This is a genomic window from Thalassobacter stenotrophicus (genome assembly GCF_001458315.1).
GTDB classification, from domain to species: domain Bacteria; phylum Pseudomonadota; class Alphaproteobacteria; order Rhodobacterales; family Rhodobacteraceae; genus Thalassobacter; species Thalassobacter stenotrophicus.
Genome location: NZ_CYRX01000006.1, coordinates 33,658 through 54,778 on the forward strand (window position 1 = coordinate 33,658; position 21,121 = coordinate 54,778).

A 21,121-nucleotide genomic window follows, 5' to 3' on the forward strand; every position below is an offset into this window, starting at 1 on the left:
GGACTTCTCGCATTCAAAAATTGCCGTTCTTATGGGACCGTAATAGTAGCGCGGAGACGCGGCGTCAATAAGGAGTTGACTAGTATGGTAGGCAACCGTTATGCAGGAAAAGGGAGCTGAACCATGAACAAACATGATCTGCAAAAATCGATAGACCCGACCGCGACGATTTCGCCGCAGGTCTGGAAGTTGCTTCGCCACCGGATTGTGAACAACGACTTGCCGCCGGGCCACAAACTGTCCGAAGGGGAAATTGCAAAGGAGTTGGGTGTCAGCCGTCAGCCTGTACGCGAAGCGTTCATAAAACTGGCTGGTGAAGGTTTTGTAATGATCCGCCCCCAAAGAAGCACATTGGTGCGCGAAATAGATGTCGAGACAGTCCTGCAATTGCGCTTCGTGCGTGAAGCTGTCGAGGCAGATATCGTCAGCACCCTGGCAGAGGATCCTGATCCTTCGCTTGTCAAGGACCTGAGGGCGGAGCTGAAAAGGCAGCGTTCGATCCGAAAGGGTGATCCTCAAGCGTTCTATAGGGCTGATCAGGACTTCCACCGCATCCTTATGGAGGCGGCCGGCAAAGGTGTCGCCTGGAAGTACATTGACGAAATCAATGGTCAAATGGACCGGGTGCGGGTCTTGAGTTATGGAATTTTCCCGATTGAAGCGCTCATCGAGCAACATGCAGACATCGTGGAAAAGATCGCAGTTGGCAATCAGGGAGGTGCCAACCTTGCAATGCGAAATCACCTCAATGAAATGCTTAGGACGCTACCGGAGATCGTTCAGCAGAATCCTGAGCATTTCGAAAATATCACCGGGCTCGAAAGCTCAAAACTACTACCAAAAAGGGAGAAGAACGATGACTAACAAACTCAAATCGATGGTGGCGGGTACCCTGCTAGCAACTTTGGGATTTTCCCCTGCGTTCGGGCAGGACATGACACTGAAGCTTGGCCACCTTGCAAATGAGCAAAATGCCTGGCATCTCGCGGCTGTCAAATTTGGCGAAGAGCTCAATACACTGACCGACGGACGTATCGCCGTTGAAGTGTTCCCCAACGAGTCTCTGGGCAAAGAAATCGATATGATCAACGGCATGCAGCTTGGCACCGTTGACATGACAATTACCGGCGAAAGCCTTCAAAATTGGGCACCGATGGCCGCGCTTCTGGCCGTGCCCTATGCCTATTCTTCTCTGGATCATATGGATGAAGTTGCAGGCGGCGAAATCGGCAATGACATCGAGGCGCAAATCATTGAGCGCGCAAAGATCAGGCCAATCGCATATTTTGCGCGCGGACCCCGTAACCTGACGTCCAACCGCGCGATCACCTCCCCTTCTGAGCTGGATGGCTTGAAAATGCGTGTTCCGAATGTACCGCTCTTCGTTGACGTCTGGAGTGCCCTTGGCGCAAGCCCATCCCCGATGGCGTTTTCCGAGGTGTTTACATCTTTGCAAAACGGAACCATCGGTGCTCAGGAAAACCCACTCGCACTGATCAGATCAGCCAATTTTAATGAAGTTCAAACACACGTAAACCTGACTGAGCATGTTCGCTCCTGGATTTATCTGACCATGGCAGAATCCACATGGCAGAAACTGAGTGCCGAAGATCAGTCGCATGTCATGGCTGCGGCGGCGACAGCACAGGAGTATGAACGTGGTCTGCTGGAAGCCAGCCTTGCCGAAGATCGTGCTTACCTGGAATCGAAGGGCATGACATTCACCGATGTGGATGGTGCCGCATTTGCTGCCGCAGCAAAGGATGCTGTGCTGGCCAATGTGAACGACGAAGTTAAACCAATCGTAGAATCGCTGTTTGACTCTCAATAAACTGCTAAACGTTTGATCTTGCCGCCCGTCATGGGCGGCAAGACTTTCAACTTCCGAGGGGTGCTCATGCCAAGGATAATCGTTAGTCTTTTCCACATGTTTTCAGCCATGTCTCGGATTTGTATCTTTATCGCCTTTGCGGTCCTTGCCCTTGCGGTTCTTACGCAAGTCTTAGGCAGAAGCGTTGGAAGCTCGCCTGTTTGGACCGAAGAATTGACGCGATTTGCGCTAATTTATCTTGCTGCGTTAGGCGCCGGTTTCGGCCTCATGACCGGCGATTTGGTAAATGTGGATATTGTTTGCGACTTCCTCCCCGGAGAGTTTCCCAGATATTTCAGAATTGCCTCTTCAATTTTGACAGCCATCTTGGCAATCGCACTGCTACCCGGCGCGTGGAAATTCTTCCAAATCGGTGGCTTACAGATATCTCCGGCATTGGGACTTCAAATGACATTCGCACACTTCGCAATCCTCGCCATGATGGGCTTGTTGCTGGCGTTCGCCGTCCTTCGTACCATGATGGACATTCTTAAGCTCGACTACCGATCTGTCGCTGGAGGGTCTGAATAATGGAAGTCGCCGTTCTTTTTGCTGTCTTCTTGATCTGTCTCATCGTAGGCGTACCAGTCGCCATTTCGCTCGGGCTGTCATCATTGGCCTACCTGTTGCTGACTGGCATCCCCATTGTGGTCATGTCGCAAAAGATTTTCGCCGGGATGGACGTCTTTGTACTTCTCAGCATTCCCGGGTTCATTTTGGCCGGAAACCTGATGAACAACGGCGGAATTACCGAACGGATCATTCAGTTTGCCAATGCGCTGGTTGGATGGATACGTGGCGGACTGGGGCTTACGAATATTGGCGCATCAATGCTCTTTGGCGGCATAACAGGTACCGCCGTAGCCGATGCAGCTTCAATTGGTGGCGTGATGATCCCCGGAATGAAGAAGGCTGGCTATCCGGCGGACTTCTCCGCTGCTGTAACGGCCGCTTCATCGACGGTTGGTCCCATAATTCCGCCGAGTGTGCCAATGATTATTGTCGGAGCTCTTTCAGGAATCTCGGTCGGGCAGATGTTCTTGGCTGGCGCCATTCCTGGCATCATGATGGGGCTCGCGATGATGATTACCTGCTACATCATTGCAAAACGCCGCAACTTCCCCCGGGAAGAATGGAGAGGGTTTGGCCAGTTGCTTCGCTCATTTGGAAAGGCATTTTGGGCAATCGCAATGACCGGCCTCATTCTTTTTGGCCTTCTTAGTGGGATCGCTACTCCGACAGAAACGGCGATTGTCGCCTGTGTATATGCATTGGTCGTAGGGGTATTCATATATGGCGAGTTGCGTTTCTCTGCCATTCCTCGCATCGTCGTCGAAAGCGGTGTTTCAGCCGCCTCAATCCTCGCTTTGGTCGGTTTTGCAAATGTCTTTGGCTGGATTCTGGTTTCGGAGCAAATTCCACAAGCGATTGTCAACGCCGTGTTGTCAGTGACAGATAGCCGCATTTTGATTATCCTAATGATCAATGTCGTGTTGCTGATCGTTGGCATGTTCATGGAAACAATCGCAGCGCTCATCATTTTGTTTGTGCCTTTGCTTTCTCTTGCTCAGGCCGCGGAGATTGAACCGCTTCACTTTGCAATATTTGCTGTTTTGAATCTGATGATTGGGCTTACGACCCCGCCTGTTGGTGTTTGCCTATTCGTTTGCTCTGGGATTGCCCGGCTGCCGCTCACTCCTGTCGTCATCGCAATCTTGCCATTTCTCCTGTGCAACATCATCGTTTTGCTGCTTGTTTCATTCATTCCGGCATTTGCTACATGGCTGCCGGGCTTGGTATTCGATTAGGAAATCTTATGAAAACGACTGTTTGTAAACTTCATGGAAAACACGACGTTCGCCTGGAAAAGGAAGAGGTGGATGATCTGACGACTGGTGCTGTCAGGGTTTCGAGTGTTACTGGCGGCATATGCGGATCGGATTTGCATTATTACCATGAAGGTGGCTTTGGACCGATCCGGGTTAGACATCCCATTACTGTCGGGCATGAGGCGTCGGGTCGCATTGCCGAAGTCGGGCCGGGAGTGGATAATGTCAAGGTCGGTGATTTGGTTGCTCTGAACCCCTCCAGGCCCTGCATGACATGCAAATTCTGCGAACGCGGAGAACTTGTGCACTGCCTGGAAATGCAGTTTTCCGGCTCAGCTTACCGTGATCCCCATGAGAATGGTTTTTTCCGTGGCACGCTTGTGTTGCCAGCAGTACAAACGCACAGATTTTCATCAGAAGTAAGCCCCAGTGCCGCAGCCTGCACAGAACCCTTGTCGGTTTGCTTGCATGCCCGGGCGCAAGCGCCTGATCTTACCGGGCTTCGAGTCCTTGTGACCGGTTCTGGACCGATTGGCATTCTTTGTGCAGCGGTGGCGAAGCACGGCGGGGCATCCGAGATTGTTGTTACAGATCTTGAAGATGCCCCGTTGGCCGTTGCTCGGCAGATGGGAGCAACCGACACTGTCAATGTCCGCAGAGCGCCCGATGGTTTGGGCAAGTGGCAGTTCGACAAGGGCCTGTTTGACGTCGTGTTCGAGTGCTCTGCCGCCCCGCCTGCGATCAAAAGCGCTCTAACGGCACTGCGCCCACGAGGAACAATGGTGATGGTCGGTGTAACAGGAGATGCATCTGTTCCCATCAATCTAATTGTCAGCAAAGAGATCAAGGTCGCAGGAACCCATCGATTTCACGAAGAGTTCGCTCAGGCGGTTGCTGTGATCAACTCTGGCGAAATTGACCTCGGTCCGCTGGTTAGCCACACATACGACCCTGCTGACATTGAAGAAGCATATGCAACCGCCAGCGACCGCACCAAATCGGTGAAAGTGCATGTCGCCTTTGCCGCGGAAGATTGACGATGGGTAATTTGAGAATTGGTTGCGTCGGAGAGGCGATGGTGGAACTATCGCCATCTGCTATTCCCGGAACGACACAAATCGGTGTCGCGGGCGATGTGCTGAACACCGCCATCTATCTGCGACGATCTCTGCCTGTGAATCACAGCGTTAGCTTTGTTTCCCTACTGGGCGCAGATCAAATCTCAGAAGACATGGCCAAATTCATTGCTTCACAGGGGCTGGAGACAGATCGGTTGGGGCAGCTCCCCGGGTTTCTGCCCGGAGCCTACGCTATTACGACGGACAGTTCCGGCGAGAGGAGCTTTCATTATTGGCGCGAGAACTCCGCCGCGAGACAGATGTTCCAGAGGGGCGATGAAGACCGCTTTGCCGTCCTTGATGGCCTTGATGTCATCTATCTTTCCGGAATTACACTTGCGATCCTGCCCGCTGCAACACGCTGCACGCTTTTGGAAAGGATCAAGGCGTTCACGCAGACCGGTGGTAAGTTCGTGTTCGATTCAAACTATCGGCCAAACCTTTGGGAATGTGCCGAAGTTGCACGGAAAACGGTTCAATCCGCCTGGAAAATCTGCGACATTGCATTACCGTCTGTCGACGATGAAATGTCGCTTTTTGAGGAAACCACGGAAGCTGAAGTTCTAGATCGTTTTTCATCATATCAGAACTGTTTCGGCGCTCTCAAACGTGGCGCACTGGGCCCTTTTTCAATCAACAAGAATTGCGCTGAAGTCACTTTTGACCGGGCATCGGATGTCGTCGATACCACCGCGGCAGGCGATGGATTCAACGGCGGATACCTCGCAGCGATACTCCGTGGCTCAACACAGGAAAACGCACTGACCAAAGGTCATGAACTGGCGTGCCGCATTGTCATGCACAAAGGCGCTATCCTTCCCGTAAACGCCGACCGCCCGAATGCTGATGGGGTCTAAACAGAAAACCATCACGGGTTGAATGCAGAGTAACGTCGGTGACGACCGGAGGCATAAGCGATTTCCCTCTTCTAAATCTGTCCTGCATGCGCATTACAGCATCGGACCATAGGGCCCTCTCATGTCACAAGAACGAATTCAGGTTTCGTGGGCTTACTGTAACCGTCCGGTGTCCCCGCTCTGCCGAAGGTCGCTATGACCAGATACTGCCCAGTTAAAGATAATGGACAGTAACGAGGTTTGACATGGGCATGATGCGACATCACCGGCCGGTTACGACGCAACGACGTGAAGGTGCGGTCTCGGTTCAGGCCAGTTTGATGCTCGTGAACGACCGGTTCGGTGACATGCGCTGCGTCGCAACAAAAGCCTTGTCGCGGCTGCGAACAGATGCTGCATCAGCGAAGGTTGGAAATCCAAGGTCGGTTTTGTCCGGCATTGCAGACCTCGGTGCAGATCGCAGCGAATGTCCGCAATCCGCCCCTATCGACGAGTGTGCGAGCCCCTTCGCAGCCCCTGATGGTCCCCGCATCATGGCAACACGCGAACCAATGCATCCGGTACGGGCGTTGGCATCCTGCGGTCCCTAGTATCGTGGATCCTCTTTGGGCGCGGTCGCCTGCGCTGGGCGGTCCTTGTATCCACGTCGCCACTACAGTGCCACACCCACCATCCCCTTTTAACTTTGATGTCGTTCGGAATACGATCACGCCGCTTTCGCGGCAATCGCTACAGACGGCCCAGGGGTATTAATACCGGGAGACAGATTCGACCTAAGGGTTCCAGCTAATTGAAGAATTTCTAGCCACTGCTTCTTCATTGAAGTAGTGGCTCAGCTTCATGCACCGTGCACTTAGGCCGTTCCAGTCTCGCTCCCTACACGACGGCTTTACCTGTCTTTTGGCGGCCGGCCGCATTACCCCAACACCAGAACTGGAGCCTGCATGGCACTACCTCAACGCGCATTCTTCACCCTGCACGAAACCGCATCCCGATGGGGCTGCACCATCGCCGACATTGGCGGCTGGGCCACGGAGGGCAAGTTGGACATCGTGACAGGCATTCCAGTGGTGACCTGTGACGCCGAGAAAGTCTCGGGCAAAATCACAATCTCGCCTATGGATATGCTGCCGCTGTTTCGCCGCAGTGGGACCGGCCCGACGGTGATCAAGCTCCAGCGGATCAAACCGGAGCATTCGGACGACTGGTGCTATGTCACAGAGCCTGCCGATGGTGTTGAAGTGTCGATCGCAGACCTTTTGATCACAGGCCACGACCTGCAGCGGTTTGAGGATGAGTACGATCTGCTACGCCGCATTGGTGGCGGTACGGGCGCGCTCTCACCCTATGATTGGGAAGGGATGTATGTCGCTTTGCTCAAGCACGTCCACGAACACGGCATTCCCGCCACCCAAGCCGAGCTTATTGCAATCCTGCAGGACTGGTTTGCGGACACAGCGGACAATGCGGATATGCCCGACGAGAGTACCATCCGGCGCCGCCTAAGGCCTTTCTGGCGCGCATTACGCAGTGAGAAGTAACCCGACGCATATTCCTCAGCCGCGCTTTGCCAGGTGCTCAGCATCGGCGTTGTGAACGACCTTAGGCCGTGGCCGGAGCATGCCGGCCACGGCATCAACCCCGGCGCGCAGAGGCGAGTCCATCAAATGCGCATAGCGCAGAGTCGTCTGCATTTGGCTGTGGCCAAGAAGCTTGCCGATCATTTCCAGCGAAGCCCCGCCGCTGACCAAGAGCGAGGCGAATGTATGGCGCAGGTCATGGATGCGCACATCCGGCAGTTCTGCCTCGCGCTGCACCTTCACCCAAAACCGGCGGATTTCCTTGACGGGCTGGCCTGGTACATCGCCGGGAAAGAGCCACGGGTTGCCCTTGGGCACCACGAGCGCCCGCTGACGCACGATCGCCGCAACATCGGCCGAGATCGGCACCCGGTGGATCTTGCGCTGCTTGGTCGTCGCTGCGGGCTTTGACCAAATCCCAAGCTCCAAATTGAATTGCTCGAACTGCGCCTGGCGCACCTCCCCCACCCGCGCCCCGGTCAGCATACAGATACGGATGATGCCCGCGGCCCGTTGATCCTCGGCCGCATCCAACACCTCGGCCAGCCGGCCGATTTCTTCGTGGGAAAGAAACCGCTCGCGCGCGGTCTCCACGCGCTTCATGAAGCCAGCGGCAGGATTGTCCGTGCGCCAGCTCCATTGGATGGCAAGGTTAAACATCTTACGCAGAACTTCACCCACGCGGTTGGCACGCACCGGTGTGGGCTTGCGCCCTTGCAGTTTACGCGCGCGGTTGTTGGGCTTTGCCTTCGACGGCCGTGCTCTGCCCTCTGCAATCAGGTTCAAAAGCTTTGTGACGTCATGAGGCGTGATCTCGGTCACCAGCTTATTGCCCCAATGCGGTGCGACCAACTTGGTCAGGAAGGATTTATGATCCGCAGCGCTTAAGGACGTCAGCGTTGAGGCGTGCTCGATCAGATAGCGCTCAATCATGTCGTTGAAGCGAGGCGCCTCTCGCAGCGTGTCGCGCTCCTCCATGGGATCTGTGCCCTCGTCGATCAGACGGCGCAGGTCTCGGGCGCGCTCCCTTGCTGCTGTGACGCTCCATTCGGGCCAGCGCCCGATCGCCATGCGGCGCTGCCGTCCGGCAAAGCGGTAATCCATCACGAAGGACCGCTCGCCCGAGGGCATCACGCGAATGGAAAGCCCCCGTATCTCGGTATCGAAGACTTGGTACGCCCGATCCTCTTCCGGGATCTGCTCACGCACGGTTTTATCATTTAGTCGCAATCGATTGACCATGTTTATATCTCCTTGGTGCGCATGACAGAGGCGTAGATGCGCAGGCTTATCAAGCGAAGCATGGGGATCTGGGCGGCACATAGGCGGTGACCGGCGGTGATGCACCAAAACCCTGCCGGTCATTGAAAACATGGGAGAAAATGCGAGGCGGCGTTCATTGCGCTGGGCGAATCTGTGGGCCAGCGGAGTATGTTTCGGGCCCTAAATCGCGCACCGGATGGCTTCTCGCTCCCAGAGCAGGGCCTGATATTGTAAATTCCGTTTAAAATCAATGACCGGCAAGGGTCGGGACCCCTTGCCGGTTGGGCGAATACCCTTGAACACCCATAAAACCCGCTGAAACACGGCGAAATCTTGTAAATTGGCCGGTTTTGGGTCGCTGCGACTCTGTGCCGGGCAATTTGCATGAGCTTTTCGGCACCCTCGACTGCGCCCGCCAGTCAGCGACAAAACCGCAAAAGCTCAATGATATCAATGACCGGCAGGGTTTTGGCGCATCACCGCCGGTCTCTGCCTTCCCGCCACCCTTTTCCCTCTGCGCTTCTGAACACCTGAACTCTGCCCTCGTCGGGCCCAACTCAGGAGAACCCAGATGCCAGACATTGGAACTGCCCCCCGATCCAGTAGCCCTCAGCGCCTGATGAGCGGCTGGATAAGCCGCCTCGACCTCGCCCTTGAGCTCGGGGTCACCGTTGAAACCCTGCACCGCTGGGAGAAGATCCGCTTCGGTCCGCCCTGCGTGCGCGCCGGTCGGAAGATCTACTATCGCCGCGATGCTGTGCAGGATTGGTTGATGCGGCAAGAAGCGCCAGCACCACGCCGTGCGGGGTCCCGCCGATGAGCATCCCACGACCCTTCCGAAAGACCAGCCCTCGCGACCACGCCCGCAAAGACTGGTTAGATGAGCGCCGGCGTGAGGCGCGCATAGTCATCGCCGATGTTGCACACCATTCAGATTACCTCGTGCGACTGGCCTGTAACGTCCTGGCGACACATGGTGAGACCTTTGAGGAGCGCGAGGACGCACGGATCCTTCTAGTGATCCTTGACGGCAAAACGCCTGGGCGGCTTCCTGCGCCAGACCGGGCGGGCCGCTCATGACGCGTCGTAGAACTCCTGAGGCGGATTTGCAGCGCGCCGTTGTGACCGCCTTGCGCTTTGCTCTCCCCAAGAGCGCAATTGTTCACCACAGCGCCAATGAGGTGACGGAGGCTGGCCCGCGTGGGGCCAGGCGGCAGGCCATACTGGTTGGCATGGGTGTCTATCCCGGCTTTGCAGACTTGGTGGTCCTGTGTGAAGGCCGCGCGCTCTTTCTCGAGCTCAAGTCGCCCACAGGGCGCCTCACCCCAGCGCAGGAGGCATTCCGGGTCGCTGTACTGGCACAGGGCTTCGGCTGGGCGCTGGTCCGGACGCTTGATGATGCGCTGGGCGCGTTGGCTGATCATGGCTTCGCAACGCGCGTTGCCTCTCCAACGGGGAGGGCTGCGCCATGAGCCATGCTGCCACCAACTGGGCCATCCAGCAGCGCGGGCTCAAGCCCACCACCAAAATCGTGCTTTGGCATCTGTGCGATCGATTCAATCCGGACTTTGGTTGTTTCCCAACGCAAGCACGGCTTGCGCATGATTGTGAAATAGGACGCGCGACCCTGAACCGCCATCTCGACGAGCTGGAGGCCCGCCGGTTGATCAAGCGTGTGCGCATTGTCGATACCAAGACCGGCCAGCAGCGCCCTACGCGATATCTGCTGGGGTTCGAGTTCGACGATGGCGCAAGCGCACCCACGGATGGAAATACTGCTACGGATGCGGCCGACACTGCCCCGTCAAGCTACTCAGAGATCTTATCATCCGCATCGCAAAACACCACAAAAGCTCCATGTCTTGATTTGGGACACGGGCCACACGCTGACCCCCCCTATGGCGACAAGGGTAAAACACCGCCAGTCCCTGCCACGCCGTGTCCCAAAACAGGACAGGGAGAACTCAGGCGGCCCGTGTCTCATATTTGGCCAACCCCGTGTCTCAAAAATGGCGTTTCCCGTGTCTCAAATCGGGACACTAACCTTGTAAGAGAACCTTTAAGGAAACCAGTAAAGGAGGAGGAGGACGCGCAAGCGCGCAAAACGGTCTTTGATGATTTTTTTGGAAAGCTGCTCACAGCGCTGGGCTTCGATCCTGACGGGTCGCTTCCTGGCTGGTGGCAGGGCTGGCCCCCTCGAGAGCACGTTCGGCGCTGGCAGGAAGTGCTTGGGCTCACTGAGGCTGAAATCCTGGAAGCCGCGAAAGCTTCCCGCGCAGACCATCCTGAGCCCCCCGATGGGCCCAAGGCGCTGGACCGGGTCATGCAGCGCGCCGCCCAACGCAAGGCGCAGGCCAAAGCGGCTTCGGATAAGCCTAGGAGCCAAGACGGCAAAGCACGGCGCAGAAAACCGACTTCTGGCCCAGCGCCCAGCACTGACGAGCTCGCATTCTTCTATGCTGAACGGGTGAAGGGCAAAGGCTACCTCCCGCCCAGTATGATTAGCCATGCCATGTGCCAAGCCATGCTGGAGCGCAAGCTGGTGACCCGTAAGCAATTGCAAATGCGGGGTGTGCTATGAGCCGGTATGATCGCAAGTTGCACGGGCGCGTCCTGCCCTCGTCTCATAGCGTCGGGCCTCAAACGCGCAGTGGACGGGCAAAACGCACGATGACCGTACAGCAGGCCCTGGAATGGGCTTTCCGCACCGAATGCGCACAGCTGGAGCTGCCAGAGCCACCCGATCCTGAACGCCAGCATAGGCAGGGGTATGGGTTTGGGCTGGAGCACGTCCTGATGCAGCGGGCCGCGCTAGGCTGCCAAATTGATGGTGGGCGCTACAAGAAGGACAGCTACACCCATGAGGATGCTGAAGTGATCGCCGCCACCGTGGCTGGGATGCCGGATGATATCGGCGGCAAGCGCATGGCCATTCGTGTGGCAGAGCTTGCACGCGCTGGGCTAACGCCGGACTGGATGCCAGGCGCAGTGCCGCGCTGTGTGCCCGTAGAGATAAAGCGGAACCGATATGGGGATCATGCAACGACTGTGGTGGTTGGGACGGAGCGTGTGCTGTCTCGCGGGAAGTGGCGCACCGTGGAGGTCAGGGCATGCCCCGTTACTTACTCGCCCTATCCGGAACAGATTGAAGCCGCACGTCGCGACTATCAGGCTTGGCGGCGGGCGCTGGGCTGGGTGCGAGACGGGCTCAAAGTTGGGGGTATGTTGCGAGAGGTCAAAGTGATGGAAGGGATGCCACGGGCTAGGCCGTGGGGCGCATGATGAGGTATAACGGGCGGGAGTGCAGACATTCGCTGCGATTTGTTTCGAGGTCTGTTTTGCGGGACGAAGCGGACTTGTGCACCCGCAGCTATTGCTGGCGCAGCAATTAGTTGCGCGCGCGGCATGGTCGTTATTGCAAAGCGGAGTCGTCCGCCAGAGCGGTCATTGAAAACTGCCGATCACGGTGCAATTCAAAACATATTCTCTCCGCAGAATAGATCGACTTACGAGACCCGGGACCCTGTAGATAACTAACTTCGCAATGTGAAAGAGCGCTGTCGAGACGCTTTTTCCTTTTCCGTTTGAACTGATTGTCAGCATAAGTCGCAACTAAGTCCTACCGCTTGCACCCGTCTATAGACCAATAGCGCGGTACGCCTCGGCCACCTGATTTACCGCCAGACGATAGGCCGCACTTCGAAGGTCTCCGCCACGGGTGGATTGCTCTGCAACGATCCGGCCAAGGGTGCGGCGCATGATTTCTTCCAGACCAGAGCGCACCATGTCAAGCTCCGTCGGTCCGCTCAGATAACTTGCGTCTTCGTCCCATTGCAGCGACGCCCCGACGGTGCGTTCGATGGTTGAAGTCAGGACACGGTGACCTTTTTCATGGTACCGGCGTTCCAACAATCCAAACGGCATGTGCCCAAGGTTCTTCACCCATTCAAAGTAGCTGACGATGACCCCGCCTGCATTTGCATAAAGGTCCGGGATGACTTGGATCTGCCGGTCATCCAGTATTTTGGCCGCCTCAAATGTGCAGGGGCCATTCGCCGCTTCCACGATCAACCTTGCTGGCGTTCGGCGTGCAATGTCTGCGTTGATCACGCCCTCGACCGCAGCGGGGATCAGGATGTCACAGTCGATGGTGAGTGCTTCGGGGGGTGTGCTTGTGCATGCGGCACCGGCGAAATCAGCAATCGAACCCGTGGCGTCGCGGTGCGCGATCAGGTCGGATACATTGATCCCGCTTGGGTTCGTTAGAACCACATCGCGTTCAATGATCGAGGTGATTTTGCAGCCGTCCTCTTTGCTGAGGAACAAGGCGGCATGCGCTCCGACATTGCCGAACCCTTGGATCGCAACGCGTTTGCCGAACAAACGCGCGTCTTCGAAAAGTGGTTTGATCAGCGTGGGTGTGTCGACGAAAGCGCGGATGGCATACTGGACGCCCCGGCCTGTGGCTTCGACGCGACCTTCGATACCGCCGCCACCTAAAGGTTTGCCGGTCACGCACCCGAGCGCATTGATGTCTTCCGGGCGCAGCCTTTTGTACTCATCCGCGATCCACATCATCGTGCGTTCGTTCGTCCCGACGTCTGGCGCGGGAACGTTGTTGGCGGAGTCCAGAAACCTGTGGCGGATCATTTCCTGGGCGAAACGCCTTGTGATCTTCTCAAGCTCGGCTTCGGTCCAGTCTGACGGATCGAGACACAGTGCCCCTTTGGAACCGCCATAGGGCACACCGACCAAAGCGCATTTGTAGGTCATGAGTGCTGCAAGCGCCTCAACCTCCTCAACCGTACAGTTGGGCGCATACCTGATGCCGCCTTTTGCGGGGCTCTGATGATTTGAATGCGCCGAGCGCCAGCCCGTGAACGTGAACATCCGGTCGCGAAGCCGGACACCAAACCGTGTGGTGTAAGTTGCGTTGGCGACCTTGATCTTCTCACCCACACCCGTCGGAAGGGCGAGGTCTTTGACGGCGAGATCGTAGAAGGCCTCAACGTCGGATAGGAAAGACATGCTCATTCTGCAGCGACCCGTGCCTGTGTGTCGGCCGCGCCAAAGCCACCGCCGCCAGGTGTTTTCATCACAAAGACATCACCAGGGGCCATGTCACGCTGATCGTTTCCAGACAGGTTTTCAACTGTGCCATCCTTGCGGCGCACTTGATTTTCGCCAGGCGCACCCGCGGCCCCGCCATTCACACCGAAGGCTTGCGTACGTCTGTGCGACGACAGGACGGTTACGGTCATCGGGGAGAGAAATTCAATTTCGCGGACGATCCCGTGCCCGCCTCGGTGCTGACCTTCCCCGCCGGAGCCTTGTCTGATTGCAAACGACCGCACGCGCACCGGGAAGCGGCTTTCCAGCACTTCCGGGTCCGTCATCCTTGTGTTTGTCATGTGGCTGTGAACCGCTGAGCACCCATTGAAATCAGGTCCGGCCCCCGTGCCCCCGCAGATCGTTTCATAGTTCTGCAGCGTATCGTCGCCATAGACGAAGTTATTCATCGTGCCTTGACTGCCTGCGACGACACCGAGCGCGCCATAAAGTGCGTCTGCGATGCTTTGGCTGACCTCCGTGTTCCCTGAGATAACGGCGGCAGGGTAGTTCGGGTTGATGAAGCTTCCTTCCGGCGCGATGATTTCGATTGGTTTCAAGCAACCTTCGTTCATTGGGATGTCTGAGCCGACAAGTGTGCGGAACACGTAGAGCACCACCGCATGGCAGATCGCCAAAGGGGCGTTGTAGTTGAGAGCGTCTTGTTTGGAGGTGCCGGTGAAATCTACCGTTGCACAGCGTGATGCACGATCAACGGAAATGACCACTTCTATCTTTGCACCGCTATCAAGGGGATAGGTGAAACGGCTGTCGTCCAGAACATCAATGACACGGCGGACGGATTCTTCGGCATTGTCTTGGACATGGCGCATATACGACTGAACAACATCCGCGCCGAATTGCGCCACTGCCTTTTGAAGCTCTGCGCTGCCGGTCGCGTTGGCCGCGATTTGCGCTGTCAGATCGGCCATGTTGTGATCAATGTTGCGGCATGGGTATGTCGCTGATGCAAGAAGAACGCGGGTCTGGGCGTCCCGCAGGCGGCCACCAGAGACCAGCTTGAAGTTCCTGATCAGTACCCCTTCTTCGTCGATATGTCGGCTGTCTGGTGGGGCCGAACCAGGAGTCTTCCCCCCAATATCGGCGTGGTGCCCGCGTGAGGCGACAAGAAACCGGATGTCCTGACCCCTTTCATCAAAAACGGGCGTAATCACGGTCACATCCGGCAAATGCGTACCGCCATTGAATGGGTCATTCATCATGAAGACGTCACCGGGTTGGATGGCACCGGCATTCTCACGAAGGATCGATTTCACACTCGCGCTCATGGACCCCAGATGCACCGGGACATGCGGTGCGTTTGCAACCAAATCACCTCGCGCGTCGAAAATGGCGCAGGAAAAATCGAGGCGTTCGCGGATGTTCACAGACGCAGCGGTCTTAGCCAAAGTCGCGCCCATCTGTTCGGCGATGGACATGAAGAGGTTGTTGAACACCTCAAGCATGATCGGATCGACACTTGTTCCAATAGCTTCCTCGCGCACGAGCAGGACAGCGCGTCGCAAGACAAGCGCGCCTCCGTCGATGCAGGTGGCCTCCCAGCCATGCTCCACAACCGTCGTTCCTGTTGGTTCGTTGATAACAGCGGGGCCCGTCACAACGACCCCAACACCCATCTTGGTCCGGTCATGCGTTGGCACAGATTGCATACGGTGTTCTGCCCACATCTGTGTCGTGCCGTGCTGGCTTTCTTGTGTCTCGGCATTGGGCAGTTTTGCGTTTGCACCAGAAGCGCCGACCGCCTCGACCGAGATCATTTCGGCGATGATGTCGTCTGTTTGGGGGCGGAAGCCGAACTCAATTTCATGGGACATGCGGAACGCTTCAATCATGTCCTCTGGTGATCCAAGTGGCACAGGTAAGGTCGTTTGAGATGTGGACATCCGCAGATAAACTCTTTCCCTAGCCGAGATGTTGCTGCGTGCGACGCCCTGTTGCAGGACCTCTTCTGTGGCTTCTGTGGTCAAGGCGAAAGAGGCGGCTGTGATTGCGGCCAGGTCCGACACGGGCACAAGTAACTGCTGTTCGCGCATCGACACGATGTCCGCGAGCCCCATGCCGAGAGCAGACAGGACCCCGGCGAAGGGATGCAAATACACCGACGTCATGCCAAGCGCATCCGCGACCAAACAGGCATGTTGGCCACCCGCGCCACCAAAGCAGTTCAAGGTGTAGCCGGTGACGTCATATCCGCGCGAGACGCTGATTTCCTTGATCGCGTTCGCCATGTTGTCGACGGCGATGCGCAGGAAACCTGTCGCCAGAGCCTCGACGGACAAGGGCGCTTCGCCTGTTTGCTCTGCTATTTCCTGTGCAAGTGCTTCGAAGAGGCGGCGCGGGGCGTCCACATCCAGTGGCTCGTTGCTGTCTGGCCCGAAGACGTTTGGAAAATTCTCAGGCTGGAGTTTGCCAAGGACTGCGTTGCAATCGGTCACTGTCAGGGGGCCACCGCGCCGATAACAGGACGGGCCGGGATCGGCACCCGCACTTTCGGGGCCAACCTGCAGCCTTCCATCGCGGAACGACAGGATCGAGCCGCCGCCTGCAGCCACGGTGTGGATGTTCATCATCGGCGCGCGCATCCGCACGCCGGCCACCTCGGTTTCAAAGCTGCGCTCGTATTCACCGGCATAGTGGCACACATCGGTTGAGGTGCCTCCCATGTCGAAACCGATGAGCTTGTCAAAGCCGTCCTGTGTGGCCGTACCCACCATGCCAACGACACCGCCTGCAGGCCCTGACAGAATGGCATCCCGCCCATGGAAGAGGTCCGCATCGGTCAGGCCACCGTTGGACTGCATGAACATCAGCCTTTCAACAGCGTCAGAACCGAGAGCGCTGCGAACTTGGTTCACGTAGCGCTTCAGGATCGGCGTCAGATAGGCGTCAGCGACCGTTGTATCCCCGCGCGCAACCAGTTTGATAAGTGGGCTTGCCTCAAAGCTCAGGGAGACTTGTTCAAAGCCTTGCTGGACCGCCATTTCGCCCAGCTTCTTTTCATGTTCCGGGTTGCGATAGCTGTGCAGCAGGGCGACGGCGACGGAGCGATATCCCTTGCCGTATGCGCGGCAGATGGCCTCTCGTGCTTTCTGCAGGTCCATAGCTTCGATGACAGTCCCGTCGGCATCTAGCCGTTCGTCGATTTCGATAACGTCCGAATAGAGCAGATCCGGCAGCTGGATATTGAGCGCAAACAGGTCGGGGCGGTTCTGATATCCGATTCGCAAGAGGTCTTTGAACCCACGCGTGATAAACAGAACTGTCTTCTCACCCTTGCGTTCGAGCAGCGCATTTGTCGCGACCGTCGTGCCCATTTTTATAGCAGAGATCGCGTTTTCCGGGATCGCGTCTTCCTTGGAAAGTCCCATGATTTCGCGCACGCCCTGTACGGCGGCATCTTTGTAAGACTCTGGTTTTTCGGAAAGAATCTTGTGGGTTTTGAGATCGCCTTCCGGCGTTCGTGCAACGATGTCCGTGAACGTGCCGCCACGGTCAATCCAGAAGTCCCACTTGGAATCAGCGCGCAAAGTCATTTTCATCTCCTGAACATAAAGTTGTTGCTTTATGTGCAAAACGCTGACAATTTGTCAACGTAATGAATTTGGAATTCCTATCCGGGTTCGGTTCAACACAGGAGCTTAACAATGAAACACTTCATCCTGGCCGCGGGTCTTGCCGTTGGTCTGAGCGGTGCCGCAGCCGCAGATACATGGGACATGCCGACCCCTTACGGTGACGCGACCTTCCACACTCAAAACATCAACCAATTCGCAGCGGACGTTGCCGCCGCTACGGATGGGGCGCTAGAAATTACGGTTCACTCTGGCGGCTCCCTGTTCCCGCACGGTGAAATTCGCAATGTGGTTCGGTCCGGGCAGGTTCCCATCGGCGAGTTCTTCCTGTCGCGCCTGGTCAACGACGATGCCGCCTTCGGGATCGACAGCCAGCCCTTTGTGGCGACGAGCTATGAAGATGCGCAGCGGCTTTGGGCGGCGCAGCAGCCGGTTGTGACCGAGCTGTTGGCTGAACAAGGTCTTATGCCACTCTTCTCCGTGCCGTGGCCTGCCCAAGGGCTCTATACCAATGGCGAAATTGAAACGGTCGAGGGTCTCGCAGGTCTGCGCTTCCGTGCGTACAACGCAGCCTTGGAAGAATTCGCAACACTGGCCGGCGCGGCTCCGGTGCAGGTGGAAGCCCCTGACATCCCGCAGGCCTTTGCAACTGGCCAGGTCGAAGCGATGGTCACGTCCCCATCCACCGGCGCGAATTCCACAGCCTGGGATTTTGTCACGCACTACACGCCAATCAACGCCTGGGTTCCCAAGAACATCGTTGTCGTAAACATGCGCGCGTTCCAGCGTTTGCCTGACGAGGTGCAAGCCGCCGTCCTGGAAACCGCCGCCGCAGCTGAGGCGCGCGGTTGGGAAATGTCAGCCGCCGAAGCAGACGCCAAAACGGCGATCATGGCAGAAAATGGTATGATCATCGTCGAGCCGAGTGAGGCATTGACTGCAGGTCTGCAAGAGATTGGTGCACAGATGCTCACGAACTGGGAAGCCAGCGCATCTGAGTCTGCGCTGTCCATTCTGAGCACCTATCAGCAGTAACCGGACGAACGAAGGCCGACCTAAGGTCGGTTTTCGTTTGCCAACATGAGCCCGGCGCTGGTCTTCTCCCGCCCAAGCGCCGGGCTAATTTACGAGGGGCACATCATGCGAACTTTTCTGGATCGACTCTATCTTGCTGCGGGTTGGATATCGGCCTTCACAATCCTGGCGATTGCCGTTTTGATCAGCGCGCAGATCTTCTTGAATTTTGCGACGCGAGTCTTTGGCCTGCCGCTGCCGTCCACAATCCCGTCTTATGCTGATTTCTCGGGTTTCATGCTGGCTGCCGCCACTTTCCTTGCGATGCCCTACACGTTCCGCACGGGTGGCCACATCAAGGTGTCTCTGGTCACCGCACGATTGCCGGTCCGGGTGCGTCTGGTCGCTGAAGTAATCGCACTTTTTGCGGCCACCGCTCTCACCGCTTTCGCAGTCTACTACATCTGGGTCCTTGTCGCCGAGAGCATCCACTTTGGGGATGTCTCCAACGGGACAATCCCCATCCCGCTTTGGATCCCTCAAACCGCTATGGGCATCGGAATGACGCTTTTGTGCATCTCCGTCATCCACAGCCTGATTGAAACACTTTTGCGCGGCGAGCCCGTTATCGCCGCATCAGAGGAAGCCTGAAATGTCTGATCCTGTCGTTGGCCTTATTCTGCTTGGGCTCTTGTTCGTCTTTTTGGCAGGGGGGCTTTGGATCGCGCTGTCCTTGTCGGCCGTCGCCGCTTTCGCCCTTGCATTCTTCTCGAACTCGTCCGTTGGCTTGAACCTCGCCGTCACTTTCTGGGGACACAGCCATTCATGGTCTCTTACCGCGCTGCCGCTGTTCATCTTGATGGGTGAAATCCTGCTTCGGTCACGGCTCAGCAAAGACATGTTCAATGGCCTTGCCCCTTGGCTCGGCGGTCTTCCGGGGCGTTTGCTGCATGTGAACGTGCTGGGGTGCGCGATTTTTGCGGCTGTTTCCGGTTCATCTGCGGCTACGGCGGCGACGATTGGCAAAATGTCCATCCCCGAGCTGAAATCGCGCGGTTACCCCGAAAGCCTTATCCTGGGCACCCTTGCGGGCTCTGCTACCCTCGGTCTGCTCATCCCGCCTTCGATTATCTTGATCGTCTATGGCGTGGCCACCGAACAATCGATTGCCCGTTTGTTCGTAGCCGGACTTATCCCAGGAGCCATGCTTGTGGGCTTGTTTAGCGCCTATGTCGCTGTCCGCGCATGGATGGACCCCACTCTTATCCCGGCGGAATCAATCAAGCTGAACCTCAAAGAGAAGGTCTGGGAAGCGCGCGGGCTGATCCCTGTGGCCTTGCTCATTTCTGGCGTCATCGGCGCCATTTATACCGGCATTGCATCCCCAACGGACGCTGCCGCACTCGGTGTGCTGCTTTCAATCCTCTTGGCCGTCCTGTCAGGTAGCTTCACGCGTTCCGATTTCATGGATGCCCTTTTGTCGGCAGCGCGCACGTCCTGCATGATCGCCTTCATCCTTCTTGGTGCGGCCTTCCTCGCCGTTTCAATGGGCTTCACGGGCTTGCCCCGTAACCTCGCCTCGTGGATCGGAGAGATGGGCCTCTCGCCTTATGTACTGTTGGCGGTCCTGACGATCTTCTTTATCGTGCTGGGGCTGTTTCTCGATGGTATCTCGGTTGTGGTTCTGACGACCTCCATCATAATGCCGATGGTCCTTGCCGTCGGGATCGACCCAATCTGGTTTGGCATCTATTTGGTGCTTGTCGTTGAGATGAGCCAGATCACACCGCCGGTCGGCTTCAACCTCTTTGTCATTCAAGGACTGACAGGCATCGACATCCTGCGCATCGCCAAAGCGGCACTTCCGTTCTTCTTTCTGCTGTTGCTGGCCGTTGTCCTGATCACGCTATTCCCGCAGATTGTGACATATCTGCCGGATGCGATGAGCCGCTAAATCTGCATGTCGGGCGGCGTCACAAAGAAGACGCGGCCCGACTTGCCTGGTCGTATTGGCCTGAGAGGGCACGGAGACTTGCCGCGATGGTGCTTAACTCTTCTCCCGAAATGTCCATGCGGCCCAGACCATCAATAAGACAGCGTTCCCGAACGGTGCGGTATTCGTCGCACAAAGCCGCTCCTTCGTTGGATGTGCTATAAAACACTTCCTTGCCACGCTTCTCGGACACGATCAGATCCGCCTTGGCGAGCTTCCGTAAAGCGTAGTTGACGGTGTGGGTATCATCGATGTTGAGCAGAAAGCAGATGTCGCTCAGACGCTTGTCTCGCCCACGATGGTTCACGTTGTGAAGAACCAGAATTTCCAGAGGGCTCATGTCAGTATGTCCGGCTGCCGCCATGCATTTGACCATCCAGCGCGAGAACGCGTTAAATGCAATGATGAGGCCAAACTCGAATTCTGAGGCTTCCCACCCTTCACCATCTGCTAGGTGACGAGAAGATACAATTTTGCGTTTTGCAGATTTTTCCATGTGTTTTATCGATATATTGTTGAGATTTCGACACCGTTATACATGGAAATCTGTGCGGACTTCTAGATAAACAACACTACTAGGCGTTGCTCAAGAAGCTAATGGAGTATGGTATGGGTGTGCCGGTCAGCCAAAGGCTGCAGTCTTTCACACCGGGTTGAGCATCTGGTATCATTAGTTCGGGTTGAGTATCAGCAAATGTGGCGTGACAGACAGCCGCCTTTGAAATGGCGAACGACAGGGCCATTCGCCAAAGCACTTTAAAGGTCGATACGCTCGGCGATACTCAAAGCATCTTCGAGCTCGACTCCAAGATAACGAACTGTGCTATCGACCTTGGTGTGACGGCTTTGTTGCACAAACCCGCTTGGGGACGTGTTTCCCCTGACCCCGGACGGA

General features: G+C 56.6%; 19 protein-coding genes. 15 read left to right on the plus strand and 4 right to left on the minus strand.

The features are described 5' to 3' along the window. Positions 1 to 123 precede the first annotated feature (123 nt). The 7 genes from THS5294_RS00660 (at position 124) to THS5294_RS00690 (ending at position 7,215) form a co-directional block, all read left to right on the plus strand. Positions 124 to 864, plus strand: a complete 741-nt coding sequence (locus tag THS5294_RS00660; protein ID WP_048599996.1) for a GntR family transcriptional regulator — start codon at positions 124 to 126, stop codon at positions 862 to 864. A 13-nt stretch (positions 865 to 877) separates the two neighbouring features. Next, positions 878 to 1,831 carry a TRAP transporter substrate-binding protein gene (locus tag THS5294_RS00665; protein ID WP_233486377.1) on the plus strand — a complete coding sequence of 318 codons (954 nt, stop codon included), beginning with the start codon at positions 878 to 880 and terminating at the stop codon, positions 1,829 to 1,831. A gap of 66 nt (positions 1,832 to 1,897) precedes the next feature. After that, positions 1,898 to 2,401, plus strand: a complete 504-nt coding sequence (locus THS5294_RS00670; RefSeq protein WP_233486373.1) for a TRAP transporter small permease — start codon at positions 1,898 to 1,900, stop codon at positions 2,399 to 2,401. Next, complete coding sequence (locus THS5294_RS00675) at positions 2,401 to 3,678, plus strand: TRAP transporter large permease (protein ID WP_048599994.1); 1,278 nt, start codon at positions 2,401 to 2,403, stop codon at positions 3,676 to 3,678. The genes THS5294_RS00670 and THS5294_RS00675 overlap by 1 nt, the downstream gene beginning before the upstream one ends. Then, on the plus strand, positions 3,651 to 4,736 hold the full coding sequence (locus tag THS5294_RS00680; RefSeq protein WP_233486374.1) for an L-idonate 5-dehydrogenase: 1,086 nt from the start codon (positions 3,651 to 3,653) through the stop codon (positions 4,734 to 4,736). The genes THS5294_RS00675 and THS5294_RS00680 overlap by 28 nt, the downstream gene beginning before the upstream one ends. 2 nt (positions 4,737 to 4,738) lie before the next feature. Beyond that, entirely contained in the window at positions 4,739 to 5,674 is a 936-nt protein-coding gene (locus tag THS5294_RS00685) for a sugar kinase (RefSeq protein ID WP_048599992.1), read from the plus strand. 944 nt (positions 5,675 to 6,618) lie between these two features. After that, positions 6,619 to 7,215, plus strand: a complete 597-nt coding sequence (locus THS5294_RS00690; protein WP_058122208.1) for a hypothetical protein — start codon at positions 6,619 to 6,621, stop codon at positions 7,213 to 7,215. 15 nt (positions 7,216 to 7,230) lie between these two features. On the opposite strand, the gene THS5294_RS00695 is transcribed toward THS5294_RS00690, so the two are convergent. Next, on the minus strand, positions 7,231 to 8,496 hold the full coding sequence (locus tag THS5294_RS00695) for a tyrosine-type recombinase/integrase (RefSeq protein ID WP_058122209.1): 1,266 nt from the start codon (positions 8,494 to 8,496) through the stop codon (positions 7,231 to 7,233). 592 nt (positions 8,497 to 9,088) lie between these two features. Here THS5294_RS00695 and THS5294_RS00700 point away from each other — a divergent pair. The 5 genes from THS5294_RS00700 to THS5294_RS00720 are packed head-to-tail and all read left to right on the plus strand — an operon-like array spanning position 9,089 to position 11,799. Continuing rightward, a complete protein-coding gene (locus tag THS5294_RS00700) occupies positions 9,089 to 9,337 on the plus strand; it encodes a MerR family transcriptional regulator (protein ID WP_058122210.1) in 249 nt (82 codons plus the stop codon). Further along, positions 9,334 to 9,597 carry a hypothetical protein gene (locus THS5294_RS00705; RefSeq protein ID WP_058122211.1) on the plus strand — a complete coding sequence of 88 codons (264 nt, stop codon included), beginning with the start codon at positions 9,334 to 9,336 and terminating at the stop codon, positions 9,595 to 9,597. Before THS5294_RS00700 ends, THS5294_RS00705 begins: the two co-directional genes overlap by 4 nt. After that, positions 9,594 to 9,989, plus strand: coding sequence for a VRR-NUC domain-containing protein (locus THS5294_RS00710; RefSeq protein WP_058122212.1), 396 nt, complete (start codon positions 9,594 to 9,596; stop codon positions 9,987 to 9,989). Before THS5294_RS00705 ends, THS5294_RS00710 begins: the two co-directional genes overlap by 4 nt. Then, on the plus strand, positions 9,986 to 11,098 hold the full coding sequence (locus THS5294_RS00715) for a helix-turn-helix domain-containing protein (RefSeq protein WP_058122213.1): 1,113 nt from the start codon (positions 9,986 to 9,988) through the stop codon (positions 11,096 to 11,098). The genes THS5294_RS00710 and THS5294_RS00715 overlap by 4 nt, the downstream gene beginning before the upstream one ends. Then, positions 11,095 to 11,799, plus strand: a complete 705-nt coding sequence (locus THS5294_RS00720) for a hypothetical protein (RefSeq protein WP_082644916.1) — start codon at positions 11,095 to 11,097, stop codon at positions 11,797 to 11,799. The genes THS5294_RS00715 and THS5294_RS00720 overlap by 4 nt, the downstream gene beginning before the upstream one ends. A gap of 354 nt (positions 11,800 to 12,153) precedes the next feature. Here THS5294_RS00720 and THS5294_RS00725 read toward each other — a convergent pair whose 3' ends face one another. Further along, positions 12,154 to 13,551 (minus strand): Glu/Leu/Phe/Val family dehydrogenase, encoded by a 1,398-nt coding sequence (locus THS5294_RS00725; RefSeq protein ID WP_038010094.1) that lies wholly within the window; start codon positions 13,549 to 13,551, stop codon positions 12,154 to 12,156. Then, the gene (locus THS5294_RS00730; protein WP_038010092.1) at positions 13,548 to 17,180 is read right to left on the minus strand and encodes a hydantoinase B/oxoprolinase family protein; all 3,633 of its coding nucleotides are present in this window, start codon (positions 17,178 to 17,180) and stop codon (positions 13,548 to 13,550) included. Before THS5294_RS00730 ends, THS5294_RS00725 begins: the two co-directional genes overlap by 4 nt. Before the next feature lie 111 nt (positions 17,181 to 17,291). Between THS5294_RS00730 and THS5294_RS00735 the strand changes: the two genes are divergently transcribed. The 3 genes from THS5294_RS00735 (at position 17,292) to THS5294_RS00745 (ending at position 20,187) form a co-directional block, all read left to right on the plus strand. Continuing rightward, the gene (locus tag THS5294_RS00735; RefSeq protein ID WP_038010089.1) at positions 17,292 to 18,254 is read left to right on the plus strand and encodes a TRAP transporter substrate-binding protein; all 963 of its coding nucleotides are present in this window, start codon (positions 17,292 to 17,294) and stop codon (positions 18,252 to 18,254) included. Between the two features lie 105 nt (positions 18,255 to 18,359). Next, positions 18,360 to 18,884: a TRAP transporter small permease gene (locus THS5294_RS00740; protein WP_038010098.1), complete on the plus strand. Its 525-nt coding sequence runs from the start codon at positions 18,360 to 18,362 to the stop codon at positions 18,882 to 18,884. Between the two features lies 1 nt (position 18,885). Beyond that, positions 18,886 to 20,187, plus strand: coding sequence for a TRAP transporter large permease (locus THS5294_RS00745; RefSeq protein ID WP_038010088.1), 1,302 nt, complete (start codon positions 18,886 to 18,888; stop codon positions 20,185 to 20,187). A 19-nt stretch (positions 20,188 to 20,206) separates the two neighbouring features. Here the strand turns inward: THS5294_RS00745 and THS5294_RS00750 are convergent, their stop codons facing one another. Then, positions 20,207 to 20,722 carry a winged helix DNA-binding protein gene (locus THS5294_RS00750; RefSeq protein ID WP_038010086.1) on the minus strand — a complete coding sequence of 172 codons (516 nt, stop codon included), beginning with the start codon at positions 20,720 to 20,722 and terminating at the stop codon, positions 20,207 to 20,209. Positions 20,723 to 21,121: the final 399 nt, after the last annotated feature.

Bases quoted from the DNA above. Each gene is read 5' to 3' on its own strand.
- THS5294_RS00725 (WP_038010094.1), bottom strand. From the start codon at position 13,551: ATGAGCATGTCTTTCCTATCCGACGTTGAGGCCTTCTACGATCTCGCC.
- THS5294_RS00695 (WP_058122209.1), bottom strand. From the start codon at position 8,496: ATGGTCAATCGATTGCGACTAAATGATAAAACCGTGCGTGAGCAGATC.
- THS5294_RS00680 (WP_233486374.1), top strand. From the start codon at position 3,651: ATGGCTGCCGGGCTTGGTATTCGATTAGGAAATCTTATGAAAACGACT.
- THS5294_RS00660 (WP_048599996.1), top strand. From the start codon at position 124: ATGAACAAACATGATCTGCAAAAATCGATAGACCCGACCGCGACGATT.
- THS5294_RS00720 (WP_082644916.1), top strand. From the start codon at position 11,095: ATGAGCCGGTATGATCGCAAGTTGCACGGGCGCGTCCTGCCCTCGTCT.
- THS5294_RS00665 (WP_233486377.1), top strand. From the start codon at position 878: ATGGTGGCGGGTACCCTGCTAGCAACTTTGGGATTTTCCCCTGCGTTC.
- THS5294_RS00675 (WP_048599994.1), top strand. From the start codon at position 2,401: ATGGAAGTCGCCGTTCTTTTTGCTGTCTTCTTGATCTGTCTCATCGTA.
- THS5294_RS00750 (WP_038010086.1), bottom strand. From the start codon at position 20,722: ATGGAAAAATCTGCAAAACGCAAAATTGTATCTTCTCGTCACCTAGCA.
- THS5294_RS00740 (WP_038010098.1), top strand. From the start codon at position 18,360: ATGCGAACTTTTCTGGATCGACTCTATCTTGCTGCGGGTTGGATATCG.
- THS5294_RS00735 (WP_038010089.1), top strand. From the start codon at position 17,292: ATGAAACACTTCATCCTGGCCGCGGGTCTTGCCGTTGGTCTGAGCGGT.
- THS5294_RS00705 (WP_058122211.1), top strand. From the start codon at position 9,334: ATGAGCATCCCACGACCCTTCCGAAAGACCAGCCCTCGCGACCACGCC.
- THS5294_RS00745 (WP_038010088.1), top strand. From the start codon at position 18,886: ATGTCTGATCCTGTCGTTGGCCTTATTCTGCTTGGGCTCTTGTTCGTC.
- THS5294_RS00700 (WP_058122210.1), top strand. From the start codon at position 9,089: ATGCCAGACATTGGAACTGCCCCCCGATCCAGTAGCCCTCAGCGCCTG.
- THS5294_RS00685 (WP_048599992.1), top strand. From the start codon at position 4,739: ATGGGTAATTTGAGAATTGGTTGCGTCGGAGAGGCGATGGTGGAACTA.
- THS5294_RS00670 (WP_233486373.1), top strand. From the start codon at position 1,898: ATGCCAAGGATAATCGTTAGTCTTTTCCACATGTTTTCAGCCATGTCT.
- THS5294_RS00690 (WP_058122208.1), top strand. From the start codon at position 6,619: ATGGCACTACCTCAACGCGCATTCTTCACCCTGCACGAAACCGCATCC.
- THS5294_RS00715 (WP_058122213.1), top strand. From the start codon at position 9,986: ATGAGCCATGCTGCCACCAACTGGGCCATCCAGCAGCGCGGGCTCAAG.
- THS5294_RS00730 (WP_038010092.1), bottom strand. From the start codon at position 17,180: ATGACTTTGCGCGCTGATTCCAAGTGGGACTTCTGGATTGACCGTGGC.
- THS5294_RS00710 (WP_058122212.1), top strand. From the start codon at position 9,594: ATGACGCGTCGTAGAACTCCTGAGGCGGATTTGCAGCGCGCCGTTGTG.